At 52.1% G+C, this 23,587-nt stretch carries 23 protein-coding genes and 1 pseudogene; 8 read left to right on the top strand and 16 right to left on the bottom strand.

The window, feature by feature from the left end; all coding sequences use genetic code 11:
• Window positions 1–56 precede the first annotated feature (56 nt).
• The 3 genes from ACN5NT_RS00295 to ACN5NT_RS00285 all read left to right on the top strand — a co-directional run bounded on the left by ACN5NT_RS00295 (window position 57) and on the right by ACN5NT_RS00285 (window position 1,756).
• Entirely contained in the window at window positions 57–440 is a 384-nt protein-coding gene (locus ACN5NT_RS00295; RefSeq protein ID WP_419174063.1) for a YbaN family protein, read from the top strand.
• A 116-nt stretch (window positions 441–556) separates the two neighbouring features.
• Window positions 557–724: a hypothetical protein gene (locus ACN5NT_RS00290; protein ID WP_153305561.1), complete on the top strand. Its 168-nt coding sequence runs from the start codon at window positions 557–559 to the stop codon at window positions 722–724.
• A 24-nt stretch (window positions 725–748) separates the two neighbouring features.
• Window positions 749–1,756: an Ldh family oxidoreductase gene (locus ACN5NT_RS00285; RefSeq protein WP_419174062.1), complete on the top strand. Its 1,008-nt coding sequence runs from the start codon at window positions 749–751 to the stop codon at window positions 1,754–1,756.
• 198 nt (window positions 1,757–1,954) lie between these two features.
• Here ACN5NT_RS00285 and ACN5NT_RS00280 read toward each other — a convergent pair whose 3' ends face one another.
• The gene (locus ACN5NT_RS00280; RefSeq protein WP_136798668.1) at window positions 1,955–2,176 is read right to left on the bottom strand and encodes a Nif11-like leader peptide family natural product precursor; all 222 of its coding nucleotides are present in this window, start codon (window positions 2,174–2,176) and stop codon (window positions 1,955–1,957) included.
• 544 nt (window positions 2,177–2,720) lie between these two features.
• Between ACN5NT_RS00280 and ACN5NT_RS00275 the strand changes: the two are divergent.
• Window positions 2,721–3,092, top strand: a pseudogene (locus tag ACN5NT_RS00275) (peroxiredoxin-like family protein); the annotation flags it as partial.
• A 6-nt stretch (window positions 3,093–3,098) separates the two neighbouring features.
• On the opposite strand, the gene ACN5NT_RS00270 reads toward ACN5NT_RS00275, so the two are convergent.
• Window positions 3,099–3,497, bottom strand: a complete 399-nt coding sequence (locus ACN5NT_RS00270; RefSeq protein ID WP_419174061.1) for an SRPBCC family protein — start codon at window positions 3,495–3,497, stop codon at window positions 3,099–3,101.
• Window positions 3,498–3,723: 226 nt separating this feature from the next.
• Here ACN5NT_RS00270 and htpX point away from each other — a divergent pair, with 226 nt between their 5' ends.
• Window positions 3,724–4,584 (top strand): protease HtpX, encoded by an 861-nt coding sequence (htpX, locus tag ACN5NT_RS00265; RefSeq protein WP_419174060.1) that lies wholly within the window; start codon window positions 3,724–3,726, stop codon window positions 4,582–4,584.
• A gap of 168 nt (window positions 4,585–4,752) precedes the next feature.
• On the opposite strand, the gene ACN5NT_RS00260 is transcribed toward htpX, so the two are convergent.
• Window positions 4,753–5,823, bottom strand: coding sequence for a DUF933 domain-containing protein (locus ACN5NT_RS00260; RefSeq protein WP_136798665.1), 1,071 nt, complete (start codon window positions 5,821–5,823; stop codon window positions 4,753–4,755).
• An 823-nt stretch (window positions 5,824–6,646) separates the two neighbouring features.
• Here ACN5NT_RS00260 and ACN5NT_RS00255 point away from each other — a divergent pair.
• Window positions 6,647–7,966 carry a uracil-xanthine permease family protein gene (locus tag ACN5NT_RS00255; protein WP_136798664.1) on the top strand — a complete coding sequence of 440 codons (1,320 nt, stop codon included), beginning with the start codon at window positions 6,647–6,649 and terminating at the stop codon, window positions 7,964–7,966.
• Between the two features lie 139 nt (window positions 7,967–8,105).
• Here ACN5NT_RS00255 and ACN5NT_RS00250 read toward each other — a convergent pair whose 3' ends face one another.
• The 7 genes from ACN5NT_RS00250 to ACN5NT_RS00220 are packed head-to-tail and all read right to left on the bottom strand — an operon-like array spanning window position 8,106 to window position 14,641.
• Window positions 8,106–8,933 carry an XdhC family protein gene (locus tag ACN5NT_RS00250; RefSeq protein WP_419174059.1) on the bottom strand — a complete coding sequence of 276 codons (828 nt, stop codon included), beginning with the start codon at window positions 8,931–8,933 and terminating at the stop codon, window positions 8,106–8,108.
• 58 nt (window positions 8,934–8,991) lie between these two features.
• Window positions 8,992–9,810 (bottom strand): selenium-dependent molybdenum cofactor biosynthesis protein YqeB, encoded by an 819-nt coding sequence (yqeB, locus tag ACN5NT_RS00245; protein ID WP_419174058.1) that lies wholly within the window; start codon window positions 9,808–9,810, stop codon window positions 8,992–8,994.
• Complete coding sequence (locus ACN5NT_RS00240; RefSeq protein WP_419174057.1) at window positions 9,792–10,388, bottom strand: nucleotidyltransferase family protein; 597 nt, start codon at window positions 10,386–10,388, stop codon at window positions 9,792–9,794. The genes yqeB and ACN5NT_RS00240 overlap by 19 nt, the downstream gene beginning before the upstream one ends.
• A complete protein-coding gene (yqeC, locus tag ACN5NT_RS00235) occupies window positions 10,378–11,103 on the bottom strand; it encodes a selenium cofactor biosynthesis protein YqeC (protein ID WP_419174056.1) in 726 nt (241 codons plus the stop codon). Before yqeC ends, ACN5NT_RS00240 begins: the two co-directional genes overlap by 11 nt.
• On the bottom strand, window positions 11,096–13,405 hold the full coding sequence (locus tag ACN5NT_RS00230; protein WP_419174055.1) for a xanthine dehydrogenase family protein molybdopterin-binding subunit: 2,310 nt from the start codon (window positions 13,403–13,405) through the stop codon (window positions 11,096–11,098). Before ACN5NT_RS00230 ends, yqeC begins: the two co-directional genes overlap by 8 nt.
• Window positions 13,405–13,854 carry a (2Fe-2S)-binding protein gene (locus ACN5NT_RS00225; protein WP_419174054.1) on the bottom strand — a complete coding sequence of 150 codons (450 nt, stop codon included), beginning with the start codon at window positions 13,852–13,854 and terminating at the stop codon, window positions 13,405–13,407. Before ACN5NT_RS00225 ends, ACN5NT_RS00230 begins: the two co-directional genes overlap by 1 nt.
• Window positions 13,844–14,641: an FAD binding domain-containing protein gene (locus ACN5NT_RS00220; protein WP_419174053.1), complete on the bottom strand. Its 798-nt coding sequence runs from the start codon at window positions 14,639–14,641 to the stop codon at window positions 13,844–13,846. Before ACN5NT_RS00220 ends, ACN5NT_RS00225 begins: the two co-directional genes overlap by 11 nt.
• A gap of 510 nt (window positions 14,642–15,151) precedes the next feature.
• On the opposite strand from ACN5NT_RS00220, the gene ACN5NT_RS00215 reads away from it, so the two are divergent.
• Window positions 15,152–15,895, top strand: a complete 744-nt coding sequence (locus tag ACN5NT_RS00215; RefSeq protein WP_419174052.1) for a dienelactone hydrolase family protein — start codon at window positions 15,152–15,154, stop codon at window positions 15,893–15,895.
• A 43-nt stretch (window positions 15,896–15,938) separates the two neighbouring features.
• On the opposite strand, the gene ACN5NT_RS00210 is transcribed toward ACN5NT_RS00215, so the two are convergent.
• Together ACN5NT_RS00210 and ACN5NT_RS00205 are read right to left on the bottom strand one after the other, a co-directional pair.
• On the bottom strand, window positions 15,939–16,898 hold the full coding sequence (locus ACN5NT_RS00210) for an EamA family transporter (RefSeq protein ID WP_419174051.1): 960 nt from the start codon (window positions 16,896–16,898) through the stop codon (window positions 15,939–15,941).
• The gene (locus tag ACN5NT_RS00205) at window positions 16,895–17,038 is read right to left on the bottom strand and encodes a hypothetical protein (RefSeq protein WP_153305560.1); all 144 of its coding nucleotides are present in this window, start codon (window positions 17,036–17,038) and stop codon (window positions 16,895–16,897) included. The genes ACN5NT_RS00210 and ACN5NT_RS00205 overlap by 4 nt, the downstream gene beginning before the upstream one ends.
• Before the next feature lie 149 nt (window positions 17,039–17,187).
• Here ACN5NT_RS00205 and ACN5NT_RS00200 point away from each other — a divergent pair, with 149 nt between their 5' ends.
• A complete protein-coding gene (locus ACN5NT_RS00200; RefSeq protein ID WP_419174050.1) occupies window positions 17,188–18,447 on the top strand; it encodes an MFS transporter in 1,260 nt (419 codons plus the stop codon).
• A 54-nt stretch (window positions 18,448–18,501) separates the two neighbouring features.
• Here ACN5NT_RS00200 and ACN5NT_RS00195 read toward each other — a convergent pair whose 3' ends face one another.
• The 4 genes from ACN5NT_RS00195 to ACN5NT_RS00180 form a co-directional block, all read right to left on the bottom strand.
• A complete protein-coding gene (locus ACN5NT_RS00195; RefSeq protein WP_136798654.1) occupies window positions 18,502–18,714 on the bottom strand; it encodes a hypothetical protein in 213 nt (70 codons plus the stop codon).
• A gap of 91 nt (window positions 18,715–18,805) precedes the next feature.
• A complete protein-coding gene (gene ldhH, locus ACN5NT_RS00190) occupies window positions 18,806–20,977 on the bottom strand; it encodes an L-lactate dehydrogenase (quinone) large subunit LdhH (RefSeq protein WP_136798653.1) in 2,172 nt (723 codons plus the stop codon).
• A gap of 36 nt (window positions 20,978–21,013) precedes the next feature.
• Complete coding sequence (locus tag ACN5NT_RS00185) at window positions 21,014–21,577, bottom strand: LutC/YkgG family protein (RefSeq protein WP_136798652.1); 564 nt, start codon at window positions 21,575–21,577, stop codon at window positions 21,014–21,016.
• A gap of 568 nt (window positions 21,578–22,145) precedes the next feature.
• On the bottom strand, window positions 22,146–23,585 hold the full coding sequence (locus ACN5NT_RS00180) for a sigma-54-dependent transcriptional regulator (RefSeq protein ID WP_419174049.1): 1,440 nt from the start codon (window positions 23,583–23,585) through the stop codon (window positions 22,146–22,148).
• Window positions 23,586–23,587 lie beyond the last annotated feature (2 nt).

The raw sequence follows: 23,587 nt of genomic DNA, 5'->3' as shown, positions 1-23,587 counted from the left end.
CTTCACCCGGCCGGTTGCAATTGCCCCGGCGTTGGCATGTGTCCCTGTCTTCAGTTATGACAAAGATCTCCCGACCCATTATCAGATACCTCACCGCTGCTGCAGCGTATACCTGTATCGGGCTCGGTGTACTTGGCGTGTTTCTGCCTGTCCTGCCAACTGTCCCTTTTTTTATTCTGGCCACAATCCTCAGTTTTCGCTCCTCCCCGAAATTGCGGCGCTGGCTGTTGAGGCATCCGCAATTTGGTGAGGCCATCAGAAATTTCCTGCGTGATAAGAGTATCTCAGGCAGGATTTTGCGACGGGCGCTGATTACTTTATGGGCGGGACTCACCATCAGTTGCCTGCTGGTTCCGCACTGGTGGCTGAGAGCAATGCTGGTGAGTCTGGGAGGGGCGGTGACATTGTACCTGCTCAGTTTGAGTCGAATCGGGGAGTGAATTATAGCTATCGGCGAAAAAATACAATAGGATGCTCGGGGCGAAGGTTGAAAATTCGGTGCGATGTACACGTATCATCGTGCTATATATTGATAATAAAAAATTAGAGGAAAGACATGCATCTATATGAAACAGAAAAAGGCGACCGCTGGATTTGCATCCATTGTGACGAAGAAGAGCGTGAGATGATTGAAGAGAAGAAGTGGGAGCATATCTTCGAAAAGCATGACCAGGTGCTGCGTTGTTCAATTTGCGGCAAAGGCGATTACGACATTGAGGATTGATCGCTACAGAGGGAAGGAAGAAATATGGACGAGAAGATGTATCCGGTAGCTGATATCAGGCAGCTTGTAATTCAGGCACTGGTTCACCATAACAGTAGCAGGCGAAATGCAGAAGCAGTAGCTGATGCACTTATCGCAGCAGAGATGGATGGCCTGCGCGGCCACGGCTTGTCGCGCCTTGTATCCTATTGCGGCCAGGCTGCCAGCGGCAAAGTAGATGGAAATGCGGAGCCGGTGGCAACCAGGGTCCGCGGCGCAGCGGTTCGGGTGGATGCTGGTAATGGTTTTGCTTACCCGGCCATGGAATTGGCTGTTTCGGAACTGACAGCGCTTGCACCTGAAATGGGTGTTGCCGTAGCCGCAATAACCAACTCCCATCACTGCGGTGCTGCGGGATACCATGTTGAGAAGTTGGCCCGGGAAGGGCTCGTGGGTCTGCTCTTTGCGAACACGCCTAAGGCGATAGCCCCCTGGGGCGGGAGTCAGGCCCTGTTCGGAACCAACCCGATTGCTTTTGGTGTGCCGGGAAAAGATCGTGAGCCGATGGTGATTGATCTGGCGTTAAGCAAGGTGGCGCGTGGCAAGATCATGGTAGCGAGCAAAGAGAACAGGGATATCCCGGAGGGCTGGGCGCTGGATTCGGAGGGCAACCCGACCACCGATTCGGCCAGGGCACTGGGCGGCACCATGTTGCCGATGGGAGATGCCAAGGGCGCAGCCCTGGTTTTGATGGTTGAGATTCTGGCGGCAGCGGTGACTGGATCCAATTTTGGCTACGAGGCCAGTTCATTCTTTGAGGCGGATGGCAAACCGCCCAACGTGGGGCAATTGCTGATGGCAATTTCTCCCGGCCCACTATCCGGCGAGGCGTTCTATTCACGTATCGAAGCACTGTTTGCAGAGATCCTGGGCCAGGACAATACCAGGCTTCCCGGTGAGAGAAGGCTTGGATTACGTGATGAGGCGCGGCAGCAAGGGCTTAAGCTCAACCCGGCGGAGTATAAACAGCTCAGACAACTGGCGGCAGCATAACTTTGACTGCGGTGTCATATTTGCGCTGAAATCGTCTTAGCAAAAACGGGGTTGCCGGAACTGCCGGTAACCCCGTTTTTGTCTGCTTTTTTACTTCTGGTTTCGATTTCCCATTAGCCCGGGCAGGACTGGGACGAAATTCTCCGCAGTAAATTCTCGTGGCCTGTTCTAACAGAGTACATGTTGAAATAATGGGGGCTAAAACCACCAGATCATTCTCTTTGGTGGATTTCCAAAGGATTCGAATGAGTCACCCGACTCCCTCAGCACTTCTTCCAGCTCATCGGCGCTGAACTCGTAACCATCGCTCTCGGCGGCGGCCAGGAAATCATCCATCGTTTTCAGTGCATCATACTTCATGCGCAAATTCGAATCCGTTCCTCCTGCGATTAACAACTCTTCTACTTGTGCTTTTGCCATATCGTCCTCACTGGTTCTGACTGGAATAATTGTTTACCTGATTATGATTCACATTAAGCAACAGCCGTGCCAGGTAGAGAACCAGGGCAATTTTGTCAGCAATTCCTTGGTAATTCTGCAAGTAGGGCCGGTGGTTGAAAAGCAGGGAGCGGATGCTACGGAAGACGTTCACGGGGGGAAGATCTCAAAAATGTTATAATATGACACTATTGCAGTAGAGTATACAGTTGGCGTCAAGCATTCGGGTTGCAGCAGAACATGCACTTTCTCCTGAAAATTATATGATTATTATATACGTGGTATGATCTGATAATGACTTGCGCCATTACGGTCTGAAATCTCCAACAATACTTTCCCCGGAGGCGAAATCATGAATGTCCAGAACCTCTCCACTGAAAAGACAGATTCAATTCGGCTGTATACCGGGCAGGGGGAGCCAATAAAGCTGAACAGCCTCTGGGAAGAGAGGACGGCGGTTTTGGTTTTCGTGCGCCATTTTGGCTGAGTCTTTTGTCGTCAGCAGGTCGCTGAACTTGAAAAAAGAAAAGCTGAATTTGATACACTTAAGGTGCGGTTGGCAGTAATCGGTTCAGGTGATAGCGCACATTTCCCGGCGTTACGCAGAGCCACAGGATACACAGGAGAACTCTACACAGATCCGGACAGGGAATCGTTTCGGCTCTTCCAGTTTCAGAGTGGCGTGAGCAAGGTATTTGGGTTGAAGCCTCTTTCCCGTGCGTTTTCTGCTCTTAAAGCCGGTTTTTCTCCAGGTTCACTGCAGGGGAGTGCCTTGCAGCTGGGTGGTGCCGCTATTGTTAACACTGGTGGCGAGGTTATCTATCACTATATAAGTAAGGAGGCGGGTGATCATCCTGATCCTGAGCTGATGTTGAAAACTCTTGGTCAAACGGCCTGAAGAAAATCACTCGGAGAGGCTGACGATTCTGTCCAGGGCGACAAGACAGACTGGGATATAGGCAGCGGCCCACCAGGGCATATCAAACTCCAGCCTGCAGGTGTAATCAGTCAGGGGAATAACCCTGTGGCCGGTTGCTTTGAATTTGCCGATCCGCCAGCTCCAGAACTTTCCCTTATCGTAACGAGTGATTGCAAAAGGCAGGCGAAGTCCCAGAGCTGTAACGACCTGGCCATGGCTGTCAGCTGTGATGAATGTATCCCGACAGGCAACAGAGGTTACCGAAGGCCCCCACGTCGACCAGAGAGTGGTATCTGTAATCAGGAGCCAGGCCTTGTCAGCGGAACAGTCAAGTTTACGGGAGGCTATCCATCTTCCATGGGAAAGTGCAATTTGTCCTTTCACTGTCTGTTGGCATAATTGAAAAAAGTTAAGGGGCGGCTACAATGAATGAACGAAAAAACAAACAAACATTCTCTGGCATTAAATTATAATTAACTCCTTGTACCGTATAACAGGATGGTTATTATTCTGTGCAAATTCCGAATATAATTATGACAGGTAATGTTCTGAAATTGAATATTAAAATGAAATGGTTCAGAACGTCCAAATTTTCCAAAGGAGGCGAAGCGTGCTACGAATAGGTCTGTTTCTCGCAACCAACCTGGCAATACTGGTATTGCTGGGGGTAGTAATGAGTGTTCTGGGGATTGACTCCAGATCTACATCCGGTCTGCTGGTTATGGCGGCGTTGTTTGGTATGGGTGGGTCATTTATCTCCCTTGCCATGTCGAAATGGATCGCCAAGAAATCAACCGGAGCCCATGTCATCGAACAACCGTCTAATCCGACTGAGAAATGGTTGTACGATACCGTAGCCCGCATGGCAAAGGAAGCAGAGATCGGTATGCCGGAGGTGGCGATTTACAATTCGCCAGCCATGAACGCCTTTGCCACAGGCATGAAGAAAAACGATGCACTGGTTGCCGTATCCACTGGTCTGCTGGCGAATATGTCACGCGATGAGGTCGAGGCGGTACTGGCCCATGAGATGACCCACGTCGCGTGCGGTGATATGGTAACTCTCACCCTAATTCAGGGGGTATTGAATACATTTGTTATCTTCCTGTCCCGCATCGCAGCGAATGTTATCAGTAATTTCCTGGGTGACGAGGAAGGGGGCGGCCTCGGCTTTTTCGGTTATATAGCAGTCGTCATCGTGTTGGAGATCGTGTTTGGACTTTTTGCCTCGATGATCGTCATGTGGTTTTCACGAAAACGGGAATTTACCGCCGACCGCGGTGCAGCATATCTGACCAGCAAGGACAAGATGATCGGCGCGCTGCAGCGGTTGCAGGCGCATCATGAACCATCACAGTTGCCAGAGCAGGTTGCTGCGTTCGGTATTCGGCCGAGAAAAGGTGGTATGGCTGAATTCTTCCGAAGCCACCCGCCAATCGATAAACGAATCGAGGCACTGCGTAATCTGTAATTGGCAGTGATCGGGACGTGTGGGAAGTGAAAGGGGGTATCGGCTTACCGATACCCCCTTTTTATCTTTTATGATCCTACCCTTCGGGGTAGCCGGGGAGTATTTTGCAGTACTTCAGGGTCGTTGATCCAATTGTAAAACCGAGATAATTTCCGAGAGAAATTCGTACTAGACCTTGAAACGAATATTGAGGATGTCACCGTCGACCACAATATAATCCTTGCCCTGCAGGTAAAACTTTCCGACCTTCTTCAGCTCGGCTTCGCTGCCGTGCTCGATCAGCTCGTCATATTTTATGACCTCCGCCCGTATAAAGCCACGTTGCAGATCGGAATGGATAGCCCCCGCAGCAACCGGGGCGGGTGAGTTGACCCGCACCAGCCACTGGTGAACTTCATCAGGGCCCACGGTAAAAAAGGAAATCCTGCCCAAAGCTTTGAGGCAGAGGGAGGTCAGGATCTCCAACGCCGGACGTTCGATACCGAGATCCTGCCTGAATTCCTGCTTCTCCTCTTCACTGTCGAGTTGGCTGATCTCAGCCTCAACCTGGGCCGAGACCAGCATCGCCTCAATTTTCTGTGTTTCACAGATTGATTGAACCTGCTCGAGCAGGGTCGTATCGTCGAGCTGGTCTTCAGCGACATTAAAGGCGAGGATCAATTCTTTTCTGGTGATAAGCGGGTAGCTGCGAATCATCAGGTCTTCGTCTTCGGTAAATTCCATCAGGCGTAACGGTTGTTCTCCCTCCAGGTGGGCCTGCATCCGCTGCAGCAGTTCCAGCTCTTTAACGCTTTTATCGTCTTTTATCTTTTTGATAGTCGTCTCAAGGCGCTCGATGCGCTTTTCGATAAAAATCTGATCGTGCATCAGCAGCTCCGAGTTGACCATTTCCACATCCCGGATGGGATCAACCGAGCCGGCCTCATGGTAAATTGACTCATCTTCAAAGGCGCGCACGATATGGCAGATCGCATCCACATCATTTATCTCTCGAAAGATATCGCCTCTGGCTATGGTCTCCTGCTCGATTTTGGGCAGCAGCACCAGATCCAGCCGGGCTTTTGTTTCTTTTTTGGGGTTATACATGGAGACAAGGGTGTCAAAACGGCTGTCTGTGATGTCTGCTGTGCCGGGGATGGGTTTGGCGGCACCGGTCTGGTCCCGGATTTCGCTGCCGGTGAGAACCTGGAAGAGTGTTTTCTTGCCGGTTTGGGGGAGGCCAACTATTCCTGCTTTCATATGTTCCTCGATAGTTAGATTTTTCGAAGACTTCAGTGAATGAGACGGCGTAATGATGAGTGGTTGAATGTTCTATTAAAACCGCAATAATGTCAGCGCTCAAGGGCTATTGCTGTTCTCTTGTGAATAATCGACAATAAGGACGTGGCGGGAAGAACACAGAGGCGTAAAGCAGCCTGTTTTTTATGGATAAGAAGGAGTGTGTTTGGCTTAATATATTGTTTTCGTAACATTTTAAATATAAAGCACTTCGTTTGATGTCGGGTGGAGATGTGCCCGGAAAAAAGCGGCGATAAGTAGACAGTATGAGCCCACGGTGATGTGGATATTGTCTCCCTGTTCAGTGCAGAGGAGTATTGAGACGAAAAAACAATCGATATTAGGATCATAGGTGTCGAGGTCTACGGCTCCATTCAGGCCACCACCGGGATGTTTACCGATAACAGATGGCTTGTCCTCGATGGAACCATCAACAATAGGTATTTCCGACTCAACAAAGATTTACGGCGTATTCACGCCATCCCTCTAAGTCGTCTTCGGAATTAACCGCTCCCTTCCTTTGCTTATATTGCAATTTTTCGTGAAATTCCGGCTGGCTGCCCGGGATATGGACGTCTGCATCGGGCAGCCCTCCCTATCTCGTCAATTTGCGGGCTTTTATTTAGCTCTGCAAAATCGAAAACTTATACAAAAATGTAAAGAGGGGTTGACAGCAGGTTCCCGAATCTGTTAAAAATGCGGGTTTTTTGGGCCAATTCTCACTTTGTAGTAACTCGGCCAATTTTCAGACCATATCCAGCAATCAACACGAAGAGGATTCCTGATGGGAAGCGAGCGTTCGAAACAGTTACGAGATCCTAATTATCTGCCACCGTTACACCAGTCTATTCCTTTGGGTATTCAACACGTGCTGGCCATGTTTGCCAGCAATGTTACCCCTGCGATTATCATTGCTCTTGCTGCCGGGTTCGCTTTTGGCTCAAGCGAGATGGTCTATATGATTCAGATTGTCATGGTCTTTGCCGGTATTGCCACCCTGTTGCAGACCATAGGTATTGGTCCCATTGGTGCAAGACTGCCGATTGTTCAGGGAACCAGTTTTGCCTTTATTCCGATCATGATTCCTCTGGTTCAGTCTGCAGGTATGCCGGCACTTTTCGGCGGCGTTATTGTTGGTGGTCTTTTTCACTTTCTATTGGGTACCGTGATTGGCAAAATCCGTAACTTCCTGCCACCTCTTGTTACCGGAGTGGTGGTACTTACCATTGGCCTTACCCTGCTCCCTGTCGGTATTAAATATGCCGCTGGCGGTGTACCATTGATGGGCACGCCTGAGTTCGGCAGCCTGGCCCACTGGTCTCTCGCCCTGATCGTTATCGTGGTCACCATGGGTTTGAAGTTTTTTACCCGGGGCGTTGTTTCAAGTGCCGCCGTTCTCATTGCCCTGGTAATTGGTTACCTGGTTGCCATCCCGATGGGTATGGTCGATTTTGGCAAAGTTGGGCATGCACCCTGGTTCGAGATGCCTTCTCCGTTTAAGTTCGGGGTAGAGTTTCATGCCGCAGCGATTATCGGTATGTGTCTGATGTCTTTTGTTTCGGCCATTGAAACTGTTGGTGATATCTCAGGAATTACCAAGGGTGGTGCCGGGCGTGAGGCAACCGATAAAGAGATCTCAGGCGGAACAATGGCAGATGGTATCGGAACAGTGCTTGGCGGAATTTTTGGCGGTTTGCCCAATACTTCTTTTAGCCAGAATGTCGGTCTCATCACCATGACCGGTGTTATGAGTCGACACGTAGTGACCTTTGGAGCCCTGTTTCTCGTCCTGGCGGGTCTGGTGCCAAAAGTTGGTGCACTCATTTCGGCCATGCCTATCGCTGTTCTTGGCGGCGGTGTTATTGTTATGTTTGGCATGGTTGTCTCCGCCGGTGTGACGATGCTGAGTGAGGTGACCTGGGATAGGCGCAATATGCTGATTCTGGCGATTTCCCTTTCAATCGGTATTGGCTTGCAGGCTGTTCCGGATGCGCTGCAGCATGTACCGGCTACAGCAAAAATCCTGTTGACCTCAGGTATTTTGCCGGCTGCTGTATTGGCAATTTTTCTGAATATGGTGTTGCCTGAGAGGCTTCGTGATTAATCAGTGTTTCTGGGACATTGTAATTATACGCCTGAGTTGAGCTGAAATACGGGTTAAACGGAAAGAGGTGTATGAATAGAAAATGGCCGATGCGGTAAAAAACCGCATCGGCCATTTTTTTGGTGGAGAAGAGAACGAACTATTCAAGTTCGGCAAGTATGGCGGCAGCATCTTTTACCTGTCGCATATGCTGAAGTGACCCTTTATTTTTCACCAGCAGAATTTCACTCATGATACTGAGGGCGATCTCCCTGGGCAGGATGGAGGCGATATCAAGGCCCATCGGGGCGTAGAGTTTCGCTATTTTTTCTTTGGCAATCCCCTGCTCAAGTAGATAGTTGAAAGTGTGTCGTACTTTCTGGCGACTGCCGATCATGCCTATGTAAGGGGCGTCGGTTTTCGTAGCCGCGGCCAGAGCCAGCTTATCCAGTTCGTGGGAGCGGGTGGCGATGGTGATGAAAGTGTTGGGGGTGATGGTGAGTGCGCTGATTGCCTGGGGGATATCGTCGGTAACTATTTTATCGCCTCTGCTGAATCTCTCGCTATTGAGAAGATCGGGTCTGTCGTCTATTACTACCACTTCAAAATGCTGCTGCAGGGCGAGTTGATACAATTCCAGACCGATATGGCCGGCGCCGACGATGACCAGCTGCGGCAGGTTGCCGAAAACCCGTATGAAAAGTCTGAGTTCTCCACCACAACGCATACCAAGGTCGCCGCCGGGGCTTAGGGAATAGTGCATCTCAGTGCTTTCACCATTTTCAAGACAGCCGAGTGCTTTGGCTATAACCTGATGTTCCAGGTTGCCGCCACCTATGGTGCCGCAGGTCTCACCATTGGGCTGCACTGTCATGATAGCACCGGGCTTGCCGGGTGAGGAACCGGTGTTGGCGATTACTGTGACCAGGGCCACGGGAATATTGTTTTCAATACAGGTGGTAAGTGTCTGAATGACTTGGTGTTCCATGATGTTGTGGAAGTGCTGTGGCGTTAAGGTTGCCGGAGTGGGTTATTGTTCCTGTAACTTAGAGACTGGTGTTGCGAACTTGTAGCGCAAGAAAGGCTTCGAGCACACTACCGCCTATGCTACGGGCTTTGTCGGAGATAGTCCAGCAGTTCTTCAACTCGTCCAGGCGCGGGTCGATATCGGCAATTTTCAACCCCTTGTGTACGGTGGCTCCATCGCGAAGGATGCCCCGGACCAGCCCTGTGAATGGGGCGATAACCGGGGAGTTGCCTATTTTTGCCAGCAGTTCATCCTGGTACACGACGCTGCCGATATCTCTCATCAGCCTGAACGTGCCGGCTTGGGTGGCATACAGCACCCGCTCTTTGGAAAAACCGCCAACTTCAGCCGGAATGCTGGTGTTGGCCGTGGCGCTACCCGTGTATATAATTCGGCCCAGGTCATGTCCGCGGTTGGTCTCTATCACTGCGTGGACGTCTAGGCCAGCGGTGAAACCCGGGCCGATCCCGATGGTTATCGGTGCCATGTTGATGGTGGTACCGAGGTTTTTTTTTGCCAGGATGGCATCAACGATACAGGAGGGCTGGGTGGCAAGTGTACCGAGGCAGTCAGCGTTCGGGTCAACTAAGACCGGTACCCGGCTATTTTGCCAAATACGCTCGCAATCTGTCACTCGCTCAATACGCTCTGCCTTCACCCCTTCGACGTTATGGCTGCCAAGCTGCAGGGTTTCGCTTATGGAGACAGTGCGGCGGATTGCTGTCGGGTTGGCAACCTCCAGCACCAATAACCTGAAACCGCAGTTATGAAGACGGCAGATGGTCCCTGTGGCAATATCGCCGCCGCCCCGGACAATGATCAGTGGTGATTGGGCCATTGTCTCAGGAACTCCTGATACTCTTCGGGAGTATCGATATCAAAAAACTGGTCTGCAGAGTCGAGATCGAGCCAGGTGACCCGCCGGTTATGGTGCCGGATGATTTCCCTGCCACCTGAGTCTCCTGCCAGCCCGGCAAGCTCATCTCGCAAATCGGCCGGGAAAATAACGGGATTACCGGGGAGAGAATTAACTCTGGGCTGAATAATTGAGCCTGGATTTTCTGAAGACATTTCAACGAGACGCGATATCGTTTCATGACGTATCAGCGGCTGATCAGCCACACTGAACAGGATAGGGTTTCCCGGTGTCGTGTTGGCAAGGCCAAGGTGGATGGAATGGGCCTGCCCCGTTTCGGGTGTGTCGTTATGGCAGATGCCAACGGGAAAGTTCCGGCAGATTCCTGCGACCTCATCTTTTGCGACAATAACTGCTGTTTTGGTAAAGAGCGAGAAGGGGAACCGGGATAGAAAAGTACCAAAGAGTGTTGAACCGGCAACCGGCAGCAACAGTTTATCACACCCCATCCTTTTGGAGAGACCGGCAGCAAGTATAACCGCGTCAATGCTACGAGCCATAGATCGTTCCCTGCTGAACACTGCCTGCCGTGACCTGTACGTTTTCGATCTGAGTTTTAAGGAGATCGGTCTGCTGTTGATCTGCCCGGCTTTCGACCTTGTTGATAAACAGCTTTTCCGCTCCAACAGAATCTTTAAACAATCCCTCACTCTGGGTGATGACTCGCAGGAGATGACCAAGGCTGACCATGTCGCCCTCGGAGCCGCCGGTCAGCAGGGAAAACAGGCCAGGCCTGTGCACCAGTGAGTCGTCTATGGTTCTGCCGATGGTCTGGATGTCGAGCACTCCGACTGTGCTGCTGGTAAAGTGCGGAACAACCGGTTCGGTAGCTTGCCATCCCTTCAGGGGTTTACCGGCAGAGCCGTCGGCCTCTATCAGTACCAGGTCAAAACGATTCAGGTGATAGTAGAGCAACTCCATGGCAACACCCCGCATTTTGGCGGGATCGCTATCAGGAACTCCGGCAACATAAATGCCGGGCGGGAGCGAATCTTTATCAGCCAGGATTCCGCCGCTGAGGTCGAGCAGATCATACTGCTCTGGTCTTGGGGTGAGAATGCGGGTGCTGGTTGTTACCAGCACCCGCCAGTCGATAGCTCTCCCCTCTTCGGCGAGCCTGTACATCAGCGAGGTTTTACCTCCGGCACCGACCAGGCTGATCACTTCGCCCCGGCGGATCTTCAGGCTGCTCAGAAATGACTGGTGTTCACTCATGCTCTGTTTCTCTTTTCCTGATGTATGCCAGCAGTACATCTTCTGCCAGGATGGGCAGTTTTCTATGCCACTGGCCGGTGGCGTTGGCAATTGCATGGGCAATGGCCGGTGGCGGAGTATTGCAGACCACTTCACCGATGGACTTGGCGCCGTAAGGGCCGGTTGGCTCATGGCTCTCTTCGAATTCGACACGGATGCGGCCAAAATCTTCACGTGATGGAATTCGGTACTCCATAAAGGATGCTGTCGCCAGTCTACCTTTGGAGCTGAAGCGAACATCTTCATATAAACCCATGCCGATACCCATCACGACGCCGCCTTCCACCTGGATGCGCGCGAGATTCTCATTGAGCACCTTACCGCAGTCAACCACCGCCACGTAATCGGTGACCATCGACTCGCCGGTCTCAAGGTCAACCTCAACTTCGGCAAAACCTGCTATGAAAGGTGGTGGAGAGGTGTCGCTGCCGAAGGTGCCTTTACCGACCAGGATGTCCATGCCACCCTGGGAGCAGAGGTGGGCGGCCAGCTCGGAAATGGTCATGCTCTTGTCATCGCTGGTGAGCACCCCTCCGGCATATTCAACGCTATCTATAGTAACATTCAGTGCTTTAGCAGCTGACTCGCACATCTGGCGGACCAGGTCATGTGCGGCAAGCAGGGTGGCATGGCCGGTGACGTAGGCGCCGCTTGAGGCATAGGCACCAGGGTCATACGGGCTGGTGTCCAGGTCAAAGCTGGTGACGACCACCTGCTCCATTTCTACTTCCAGAATTTCGGCGGCGATCTGGTTGAGGACAGTATCGGAACCCTGGCCCATGTCCGAGGCGGAGTGGGAGAGGGTGAAGAAACCGTCTTCATTCAGCTTGATAAGTGCCGAGGCGGTGTCGATTCCGGAAATTCCGGAGCCCTGCATGGTGACCGACATGCCATAGCCGCGGACTTTATTCTCGCTGATTTTTACAGCCGGGTAGTTTTGGGGCCAGCCTATCAGTTCACGACCTCTTTCTATACAGCGGTGCAGGCTGCTGCTGGCCAGGGTAGCGCTCTTCTCCGGGGAGGAACCGCAAAGCTCCGGATGGGACTCGCCTTCATTCAGCAGGTTTTTCAGTCGTAACTCGGCCGGGTCTATATCCAGCTCGGCGGCCAGTTGGTTTATGGCAGACTCCAGCGCAAAAGTGCCCTGGGTTGCGCCATACCCGCGCAGTGCGCCAGCAGGTGATTTGTTGGTGTAAACAGCATGGCCGTGGTAACGGCACGATTTTGCCTTGCCGTAAAGGGGCAGGGTTTTCTGACCAACAACCCAGAATACAGTGGGGGCGTGTTCGCCGTAGGCACCGGTGTCGGAGAGGCAATAGATGTCCACTGCACGGATGGTACCGTCGCGGTCAGCACCGAGACGAACCTTGAGCTGCATGGCGTGTCGGCTGGTGGCGCAGGCAAACGTTTCCGGGCGGGTGTAGACGATTTTGGCCGGCTTGCCCGTCTTCATGGTGACGATAGCCGGAAAGAGCTCGACAGAGGCGGTCTGCTTGCCGCCAAAGCCACCACCCAGGCGGGGCTTGAGGATCTTGATCCTGCTCTTTGGGATATCGAGTATCCGGGAGAGATGCCGACGCACGTGGTAGGGAATCTGGGTTGAGCTCATGACCTGCAGACGACCGTTGACATCAAGCGAGGTGGTGGCACGGTAGGTCTCCATCATGGCATGGGCCTGGGCCTGGGTATTGTATATCTCTTCAACCACCACATCACTCGCGGCAAGTTCAGCTTCTACATCGCCCTGCTCGCTGTAATGGCTGGCGGCAATGTTGCGTGTGGCGTCATGGCCGATGGGGAAGTTGGTGTGCACCTCATAGTCGTGCACCAGGTGTTCGCTGTCGATGGCTTCGTTCAGGTCGAGCGCCGGAGTTTCAACCTGATAATCAACCTTGATCGTGGCAAGTGCCTCCATGGCAGTGGCTTCGTCCACAGCTGCAACGATGGCAACTTCGTCGCCGACATAACGTACCCGGTCATCAAGAATCCTGCGGTCGTAGGGGGAGGGCTCGGGAAATGACTGACCGGCAAGGGTGAAACGGGTTTTCGGTACATCTTCGTGGGTCAGGACACACTCGACACCGGGCATGGCCAATGCCGTGCTGGCGTCGATGCCGATAATTCTCGCCTTGGCATGGGGACTGCGCAGGATCTTGACGATCAGCGCATTGTCGTTGATATCAAGGTCACTGGTATACGCAGGCTTGCCCTTTACAAGTGCCAGGCCGTCAATTTTGGGGATTCCTTTTCCTACATACTTCATTACTTCACCCCCATATATTTTTTGATTGCCCGCATCTGGCCCTGGTAACCGGAGCAACGACAGAGGTTTCCGGCAAGATAATGGCTGATTTCTTTTTCGTCGGGGTCAACCAGTTCCCGTTTCATGGCCAGCACGGTCAGGGTAAATCCCGGGGCACAGAAGCCGCACTGCTCTGCACCTTCGGCAACCATAAAGCGACCAAACTCTTCGGCCTCAGTCTGAAGGGCCTCTATGGTGGTAATTTCTTTGCCACCGCATCGGGCTGTGAGAGTGGAACAGGAGAGAACAGGTGAGCCATCAAGCCAGACGGTACAGAGGCCGCATGAACCTGTGTCGCACCCTTCTTTCACGCTCAGATATCCGTAACGCCTCAAGGTTTCAGATAAAAATTCACCTGCAGCAAAAGTCAGGGGTACCGGTCTGCCATTGATTGTTGTTTCAAGCTGCATTCATAACCTCCATCAGGGCACGTTGTACCAGTACCGGGCAAATCGCTTTTCTGTAGTCACCGCTGCCGCGCGGATTGTCTCCAAACTTCAGCTCATCGGCGGCGAGTCGGCCGGCCTCCAGAGCACTTTCACCGGTAAGGCCGTGCTCATTCAGGTAATTCTCTGCCTTGACGGCAGAGGCTGAACGTCCGGGGCGGCAACCGACAATAATCTTGAAATGGTCGTTTTTCCGGGTAACGGCGGTGTTTAAGATGGCGTAATCGGTATGCGAGCGGCGAACAGACTGATATGCTCCCAGACTGTCGCTTTTCGGGATGACCACTTTGACCAGAATATCTTTTACTCCTTTACCCGCCAGAAAATCTTTCAGACTGATCCTGCCATGGTTATGAAAGACCAGCACCGCTTCGAGTGCCATCAGGGCCGTGATTGGATCTGAGAAAGGGTACCGACCGGCCACAGTGCCGCCTATGGTGACACCATTTCTCAACTGGATACCGACTATGTTGGCGACGCTTTTTGAAAGTACCCTGCTCGAGAGCTGTTGGATGAGAGCAGCAGTCTCCAGAGTCCTCAGGCTGGTCATGGCGCCTATTTCAATGTCCTGGCCGGTTTCGCGGACGTAGTCAAGATCCAGTCGGCTCAAGTCGATTGCCGTGGCAATCTTCCGGCCGCCAAGTCGCAGGTAGCCACAGCCGCCCAGGATGGTGGCGCCTGATTGTGTTTGCAGAATATCATAGGCCTCTTGCAGGCTTTCGGCATACACATAATTATCTATCTGAAGCATAGTGGTTCTCTTGAATTATCGATAAATTAGTGGGTAATTTTTGAGATGGCAGCATTTTTATCACTGCTCCGGGTGGGGATGATCAACATAATAAAAATAACAATTGTAGATTCATACAAAAGGATGAGCATACTCTAACTCAGGACTCTTTTCCTGCAAAAAACAAGATCTCCTCAACACGGTGCGACAATCTAAAGCATAATTAAGCAATGTGCATTGTCTTTGCGATATTATTTCCCAGTTTCAGGCATCGGTGAACGTTGATTTGTAGAGGTTCAATATTATTTTTTTTAAGAATCAGGTTTTTCATATACTGCATGGTGCAGGGGGGAGGCAGCCCTTGCCGGAAGGATAGCGCAAGGAGCCTTTTAGGGTACTCCTTTCTCTCCCTGCTATTGGTTATCGAAAAAGAAATTCATATTTGCACTAGCGGTAACGTGTTCAGCACGATTTCTTAAGAAATGTAATGCACTGGATGTATACAAGTAAATCGTCTTAGAGGAGAATAAGATGAAAACATTGATTTTCCTGTTGCTGTTGGTATTTCCGGCGTCAGTGTTCGGGCAGGGCCGGACAATTGAATACACGGTGGATGGTAAGCCCTATGAGGGATATTTCGTCAGCGCTGGCGAAAACAGCCCCTTTATCCTGCTTGTTCATGATTGGGATGGGCTTACAGAGTATGAGATCAAACGGGCTGAAATGCTGGCTGATGTGGGGTACACGGTGTTTGCTGCGGATCTCTTCGGGGCGGGGGTACGGCCCACTGAGGTAAGCGATAAACGCCAGCATACAGGTGAGCTGTACAAGGACCGGCAAAAAATGCGTTCTTTGATGAACGGGGCGATAGAGACTGCAGGGTCTCTTGGGGCAATGGTTCATAACGGAGTGGCCATGGGCTACTGTTTCGGTGGTGCGGCGGTGCTTGAACTTGTCCGTTCAGGTGCTGACATGAAGCTCTTTGTCAGCTTCCACGGTGGATTAAGTACCCCTGATGGTCAGGATTACAGCCAGGCAAAAGGTGAAATTCTGATCTTTCATGGTACCGCCGATAGTGCCATAACCATGCAGGACTTTGCCGATCTCGCTGAAGAACTCGAGAAGGCAGGGGTTTCACATGAGATGACCAGCTATTCCGGAGCCCCCCACGCCTTTACCGTTTTTGGCTCAGAAAGGTATAACGAGGATGCCGACAGAAAGTCGTGGCAAAGATTTCTGCAGGCTCTCGGCGAGGCAACGGTTCATACGAAGTAGTTCAGCAGCAATGGTGTCGCCATCGCTTGCAGTGCGCTGAAAATTACTGAAACAGCAATAAAATACCGAAGATCCCAAGCGCCAGCCCGAACCATACAGCTTTGGGCTGGCAGTATCCCTGCTTCACCGCGATCAGGATGCCAAAAAGCGGACAGGTTCCAAGCAGGGCCTGGGCGCTGCCGGCGTTGGTGAATTTTACCGCCAGCTGCTGGAGCCAGATCGCCAGGTACGTTCCAATAAATACAGCTATAACAAGATTAATAAACACCCCTCTATCGCGTAGTGCATGGATCGCCTGACATAAAGACATGGTGTTGCCGCTTGTATTTCTCCCTGCTCCTATCGATTTTCGTAACCAGAACCAGCATGTCAGGAACAGCACACCCGCGCTTAGCCGGATGAGTCCTCCTGCCAATGGCTCGATATTCTGCCCATCCAGAGCCATTCGAGACAGAACAATTCCCCCAGCCTGGCCGGTCGCGGCCAATAGACCGAAGAGAACGCCAGTCAGGCTGGTGTGGTATTGACTGGACCCGATGGAGTACCTGACTACCAGGACTACTCCAAGGGTGGTAACAGTGATACCGCTCCAGGAAAGCAGTGAGAGATATTCGGCATAGAGCAGCAGAGCCAGCACTGCGGCTATGAGGGGAGAGGTCGATTCGAGCATCAGGCCCTTTTGCGGGCCGACACGCTTCAGGCAGGCGAAGTAGGCTGTATCGCCGATGGCAATACCTATCAGCCCGCTGACAAACAGTAGTAGCCAGCCTTTTGTGGAGATGGCCCGGACGGTTTCGAAGCTGATGCTGGAAATCTCGAACAAGCTTCCCGCCAACAGTGTCAGCGACATCAGTAAAATTGCGGCAATTCCTTTCAGCAGGTTGAGATTCAGGGCACCAATCCGCTGGCCGATATCAGCATAGTAGATACTGGCAACGGCCCAGAGCAGGGCGGCTGTGAGAGCGGAGATCTCCCCTGCAAAAAGTGTAAGGTTGCTGATCATATGATATTCGTAACCGTTTCTTCGTTAAAGTCGCAGGTCGTGCTGAGTGAACCGGCATAAAGGGATGAGCCGTCAGACCAGATTATTTTTTTGCCAGTGGCAATCTTTACGTTGTTTGCCGAATCGATGAAGTCTGCCATCAGCAGGGCTTTTGCTGGCGGTCACTTTACCCTCTATGAGCGCAAAACACCAAAGGAAGTCTATGCTTGTGATTATAATATATTGAAACAACTACGTTTTAATGGTTTATCTGAGGCGGAGATCCGGGGCTGAAAAAGAGAGGGTGGGGATGCATACTTTGCTGGACAATTATGACAACAGTGGCTTTTATCGCTGGGTGATCGTGTTGGCCGGAGTGCTTGGGTTATTTGCGGCACTCGGGCTTGGACGGTTTTCTTTGGGGATGATGTTGCCCGCCATGGCCGAAGGGGTGGGGATGAGCTATTCCCAGATGGGGGTGGTGTCTACCCTGAACTTCTGCGGTTATCTGGCGGCTGTACTGGTTTGTGGCAGGTTGAACCGTCTGTTGGGCGCGCGGGTACTTATATTCCTGGCGCTATTGCTGGTAGGCGTGTCCATGGCGTTAATAAGCTGCCTGGACTCCTACATTGGCATTGTGCTGCTCTATTGCTGTACCGGGGTGGGTACAGCACTGGCTAATGTGCCGATAATGGCCTTGATATCAACCTGGTTTGAACCCGGGATGCGAGGCCGGGCAGCGGGAATTTGTGTAATGGGCAACGGACTGGGGCTGGTCTTTTCAGGTCAGCTGGTTCCACTGCTCAATGAGATGGCCTTCGGTTGGCGATCGAGTTGGCTGGTGTTGGGAGGGGTCGTGGTGGTTATCGCTGTAGTTGCCCTTTTGCTGATACGTAACAGTCCGGCTGAAAAACGAAGCACCTGGCTGGATTCTGCCAAAAATTCGAGAAAGCACCAGAACTACCGAGTTGAGAGGGCGGCCTCCGGGCAGCCACTGCATAGAAAAAAGGCTATTCTCCATTGCGGGCTGCTCTATTTCCTCTTTGGCTTCACCTACGTCATTTATGTCACTTTCATGGTGACTTTTCTGGTTGAAGAGCGCGGCTATAGTGAGTATGGAGCTGGCCAGCTCTGGGCCTTAGCCGGTTTGTTCAGCCTGGGTTCAGGACCGTTATTTGGATATTTTTCAGATAGATATGGTAGAAAATCAGCCTTAATGGTGGTGTTCGGCCTGCAGGCTTGTGCCTATCTGTTAGTTGGGTTTTCATTGCCCCCCGTAGCGATTTATGCATCACTGGTGTGTTATGCCATTGTGGCCTGGAGCGTGCCGTCTATAATGGCGGCGCTGGTGGGGGATTATGTGGGTGCAGAGGGGGCGGCAGCTGCGTTTGGTTTTGTTACCTTTATTTTTGGAATCGGGCAGATTGCCGGACCAGCCCTGGCGGGAGGTCTTGCGGAGAAGTGGGGAAGCTTTCAGCCTGCTTTTCTGGCCGCAGCTTTTTGCGTAGCTCTGGCGGGAGCTTTTTCAGCCGGATTACCAGGCAGTTCAACAGGAAAGGAGAAAGGGTAGGGACGTGTTAGCATATCGGCGACAGTGCCGATATGCATCTCATACGCGGTTTTGCTATTTTTCTTCAGAACCTTCGATGGGGCCGGGTGCGCAGAGGGCTCCCAGCTCGTTGGCCATGGTGCCGCAGTTGCCGCAGACAAATTTAGGGTCTTTACTGAGTCGGTCGATTTCGTCGTGCCTTTCTGCATACTTCAGCTCGCACATGTGTGCTTTATGATTCTCCGGGTTGGTGCAGAGATTATCTACTTTGGGCAGTCTGTCGCTCATCTGGTTGCCTCCTGACATTTTTTTCGAATGATTGTCACAATATGAATGTACCCGGCAGGAATGGATCCCGCCGGGTACTTTTTTACGAGTGTTACTTTTTGGCGAGAGCCTCGGCCATCAACTCCACGGTGTGCACACAGCGGATATTGGGGTTGGCCTTACCCATGGCACCTTTGAGCATGATCATACAGCCCGGGCAATCCATGGCAACGGTCTTGACGTTGGCATCCTTGATTGCCTCGATCTTGTCCTTGGTGATCTGTTTGGAGATCTGCGGGTGACTCAGGAACGAGTAGGTGCCGCCGAAACCGCAACAACGATCGCTGTTCTTCATCTCCTTGATCTCAAAACCTGAAGCGGAGAGCAGGGCACGTGGTTCTTTGTACACGTTGTTACCGCGCTTCAAGTGGCAGGAGTCATGGTAGGTGATCTCGCCAAGCTGGCTCATTTCGCCGAGCTTTTCAGAGGCACCAAGCACGTTTTCAAGAAAAGCTGATGCATCCAAGGTTTTGGCCGCAAGTGCTTCCGCCTTGGCTGACCATGCAGGATCATCGGCCAGACGCTCGCAGAAGTCGCGCTTGACACCCATGGTACAGGTCGGGCAGATGGAGAGAACGTAATCCAGGTTATGTTCGGAAAAAGCCTCAACGTTTTGTTTTGCCAGCTCGACACCGGTACCGGTGTCACCGGAGTAGAGCGCCGGGATACCGCAACAGTTCTGTTGTTGGGGGAAGACAACTTCCACATCCAGGGCGTTTAACACCTTGATCAGGCTGGTCCCCACTTCAGGATAGACAAAGTCCGCGCCGCAACCGACGAAGAACCCAACCTTGTATTTAGGGTTGGTGACATCCTGCTTGATATCCTTGAACATATCACGGAAAGAGGTTTCGGCCACGGAAGGCAGGTCACGCCATTCGGTGAAATCTCGATCCATGAAATGCATCGGAAGATGGCGGATTACCCGCTTCTCGGAGTTGTCACGACCCTTTTGGGTGACCGGGCGTTGCAGTTTGGAGGCGGCACGAACCATGGAGTGGAACAGGCCCCGGTTTTTCATTACTGCCTTGAAAGCCACGTTCTTGATCAATCCCATGCCGTATTCACTGGTCACCTCGTTACGCAGGTGGAGGATGATCTCTTCAAGGTCGATATTTGACGGACAAACGGCGGTACAGGAGCGACAACCGATACAGGCACGGGTGATTTCCTTGGCTTTATCCAGACCTTCGTAGAATGCGGTGAGGATGATGCCGATGGCTGAGATGTAAATGGAGCCGAACACATGGCCGCCCACGGTCTGGTAGACAGGGCAGACGTTGGCGCAGGCACCACATTGAATACAGCGCAGGGCGTCCTGACATGCTTTTGACTCGTAGAGCTTCTCACGACCACCGTCGATCAGAACGATATGCTGCTCTTTGGTCTTGTCGTCGCTTGGTACGGTGCCGCGGATCCAGGTAACGTAGGAAGTCAGCAGCTGGCCGGTGGCATTACGGGGCAGCAGGCGGGTGGCCTTGATGGCGTCTTCCATATTGCGGACCAGCTTGTGGATACCGGCAAAAACGACGTGGGTGTCCGGCATGGTAGCGCAAAGACGGGCGTTGCCCTCGTTGGTTACCAGGCCGATTCCGCCGGTGTTGGCCACCAGGAAATTGGCTCCGGTGAGGCCGATGTCGGCATCGAAGTACTCCTGGCGCAGACGCTTACGGGCGACATCTACCAGGGTTTTGATTTCAGGGTCCAGCTTCTGGCCGACCTCCTTACCAAAAAGCTGTGCCACATCTTCCTTGAACAGATGGATAGCGGGCATAACCATATGGCTGGGGCGCTGCCCGGCAAGTTGCACGATCCACTCACCGAGATCGGTCTCGGAGGCACGGATACCTGCGGCTTCGAGGGCTTTGTTCAGATGAGATTCCTCACTGACCATCGACTTGGACTTGGCGACAAGCTTGGCACCTTTCTTCTTCGCCAGGTTGACCACGTAATCGTTGGCCTCTTTTACATCCTTGGCGATAAATACTTTAGAGCCGGCAGCTTCTGCATTCTTGATGAATTCTTCGAGCAGCTCTTTACGACGTACACGTACGTCATCTTTAATCTCAGCCAGCTCCTTGCGCATACTATCGAAATCGAGGCCCCGGTAGGCATTCTCGCGAGCGATAAGGTAGGCGTCTCCAAAGAGATGAAGGGCTTTGCTCAGTTTCGGGTTGTTGATCGCGTCGTCGACGCTCTTTTTATATGATGGATTGGTGGCCATGTCAGCTCTCCCTGTTACAATCGAAAATTATATCTCTTAGATTTCCATGAGGTCGCTGGAAATTCCTTCAACCACCAGAATGTGAAGTTCTCTTGGACCGTGGCAACCAATGGTCAGCACGCGCTCAATATCGGCAGTACGGCTGGGACCAGTGACATAGGCCATAAATCTGGGCTCGTTGCCCTTGTGCATCTGGGTCATGGGTGCGACAGCTGCGAGGTTGTCCTCCAGCACGGTCTCCGGATCGACTATGACAAAGTGTTTTTCAGGCAGCGTGGTTGCAAGACGAATATCCTCCATCGTGCTTTCCAGAACCACGGTACCGGTATCCGCCATGGCAAAATTACTGAAGGTAACACCTGCACCCGGGAAATTGCCTGCATTGCGGAAACTACCTTCATGGACATCGACGCCAGTCTCTTTTAACAGACTGCCAAGGCTGTACTTTGCCGCGAGGGCAGTATCAGGAACGAGGGCTTTGCCGGTGGAGTTTGCTGCAACATAGTCGGCAACATTCTGAAGGCCTTCCAGTTGTGTTACTTCAGCACCTACCCTGCGGGCGGCTTCCATGAAGCGGGAGAGTTGAACGTTTGTGGGCATGAACCTACTCCATTGTTCGTGTTTAACTTTTACCAACTCTGGTATGTCCAGTGATGGTAGTTAGACCAGGAATCACTTCACCATGAGTGAACGAAAATTCTTGTCGTATCGGTATTGCCTGGCAGTCATGGTCCGGGGGGTTATTTCCCTGGGTGGCCAGGGGGAAAAGCCGAAGCGAAAGCACCTCTGAACACAACCTATAAACCAGGTTTTTCACTAGCCTGTATTCTTTGCAGGAAGTGTACCATGAAAACGTTATTGTGGCCACGGCACGGTAATGCAAGGGCTTAGCCGGATTGGGCTGAAGCTCGGCAGGTGAATCATGACCTGTTCCGCCCGGTAACTGTTACGATCATGATAGCAAAAAACAGTGAGGTTTGGGTATGTCTCAAATTATTGTTGGGGTAACATGCCGAAACAAAGTGAGAAAATTAAATAATAACCAGAAGAACAGGCTGGCTGGCGGGTGGTCTGATCAATAACATTCTGTCTGATTTATCGGACAGGATGTCGTTCAGCAGACCAAAAACGATCAGTAGTGTTCAGTTCAGCAGATCGGAGAGTGATTCTACAGTGAGAGGCCGTACTTTTTCAGAAGGGAGTAGAAGTGAGAGCGGGAAAGCTCAGATTTCTTTAAAATTGGCGTAATTTCACCGTTACACTGGCGAATCATTTCGCTCAGGTAGATCTTTTCAGTCATGCCTTTGAACTCTTTTAGAGGGGGTAGTGGCCGGTCAAAAATATCTTTGAAAATCTCTTGTCCAATTTTTCGGACACCGTCGTTGGCAGAGTAGGCTTCATCGCTGGTGACTTCAGAGCCGGTCATCTGCTTGATCTGGGCTTTGGCAACCTGTATCCGCAGTTCCCTGGAGAGGTGGACGCCATAGAGAGTGTTCTCCTCATCAGCGTTGACCATGGCTCGTTCCAGGATGTTGAAAAGCTCACGTACATTGCCTGGCCAGTTGTAGTTCAGCAGGGTGTTGAGGAAATCATCACCAAGCTTCTTGGGAGTCAGACCATATTCCTTTTCGAGCGTGTTCATCCGGGAGAGAATGAGCGGCTTGATATCCTCGGTACGTTTTCTCAGAGGCGGCAGGCGGATGTGCATGGTGTTGATTCTAAAGAGCAGATCGCTCCTGAACTTCCCCTGTTCCACCATCATGTCGAGATCCCTGTTTGTTGCTGCAATAAGCCGGAAGTTGGAGGTGTCCTCCTGCGGCGCACCAACGGGCCTGAAGTGCCGTTCTTGCAATACCCGCAGAAAAACTTTCTGCAGGGACAGGGGCATTTCCCCAACTTCATCAAGGAACAGGGTACCGCCATCAGCAAGTTTAACCAGCCCGGGCTGATCACTCTGGGCACCGGTGAAGGCGCCTTTGCGGTGGCCGAAAAGCGTTGATTCAACCAGCGATTCGGTAAGGGACGCGCAGTCGATAACCACAAAATTCTGGTTTGAGCGCCTGCTGTTCTGGTGAATAGTACGGGCAAAAAGTTCTTTACCCGTACCAGTTTCACCGGTGATGAGGACATTGGAGTCTGAGCGCGCGGCCTTGGAAGTGAGCTGCACGCAGGTCTTGATGCCTGGGCTGACGCCAACCACCAGGCTGAGATCGAGCTGTTGTTGCTCGCTGCGGGCATTCTTTTCCAGCCTGTATTTCAAGGCCCGGTTGAGGGTCAGGGTAATCTCGCGTACACTGGAAGGCTTCAGGATATAGTCCCAGACGCCACCCTTGATGGCGAGTTCTGCACCGTCAGGGTCACCTTTGCCCGTGAGGATTATCACCTCGGGCGGGTTGGGCAGGGCCATTATCTCCGGCAGGATGTCGAGGCCGTTGCCGTCCGGAAGATGGACATCTAAAAAGACGACATCATAGCTCTTGGTTTTCAGGAGATTCAAGCCGACTTTCAGGCTGTGGGCCATGTCGCAGCTGTGGGATTGCCTGGTGATCAGGCTCTCTATGGTCTCGCAAGCTTCTATGTCATCATCGAGTATCAGCATTTGGTTCATCG

Source organism: Desulfosediminicola sp. (genome assembly GCF_048381775.1).
Taxonomy (GTDB): domain Bacteria; phylum Desulfobacterota; class Desulfobulbia; order Desulfobulbales; family Desulfocapsaceae; genus Desulfopila; species Desulfopila ganghwensis.
Note: the sequence above shows the minus strand (reverse complement) of the source record. Positions and strands in the feature narration are given on the sequence as shown.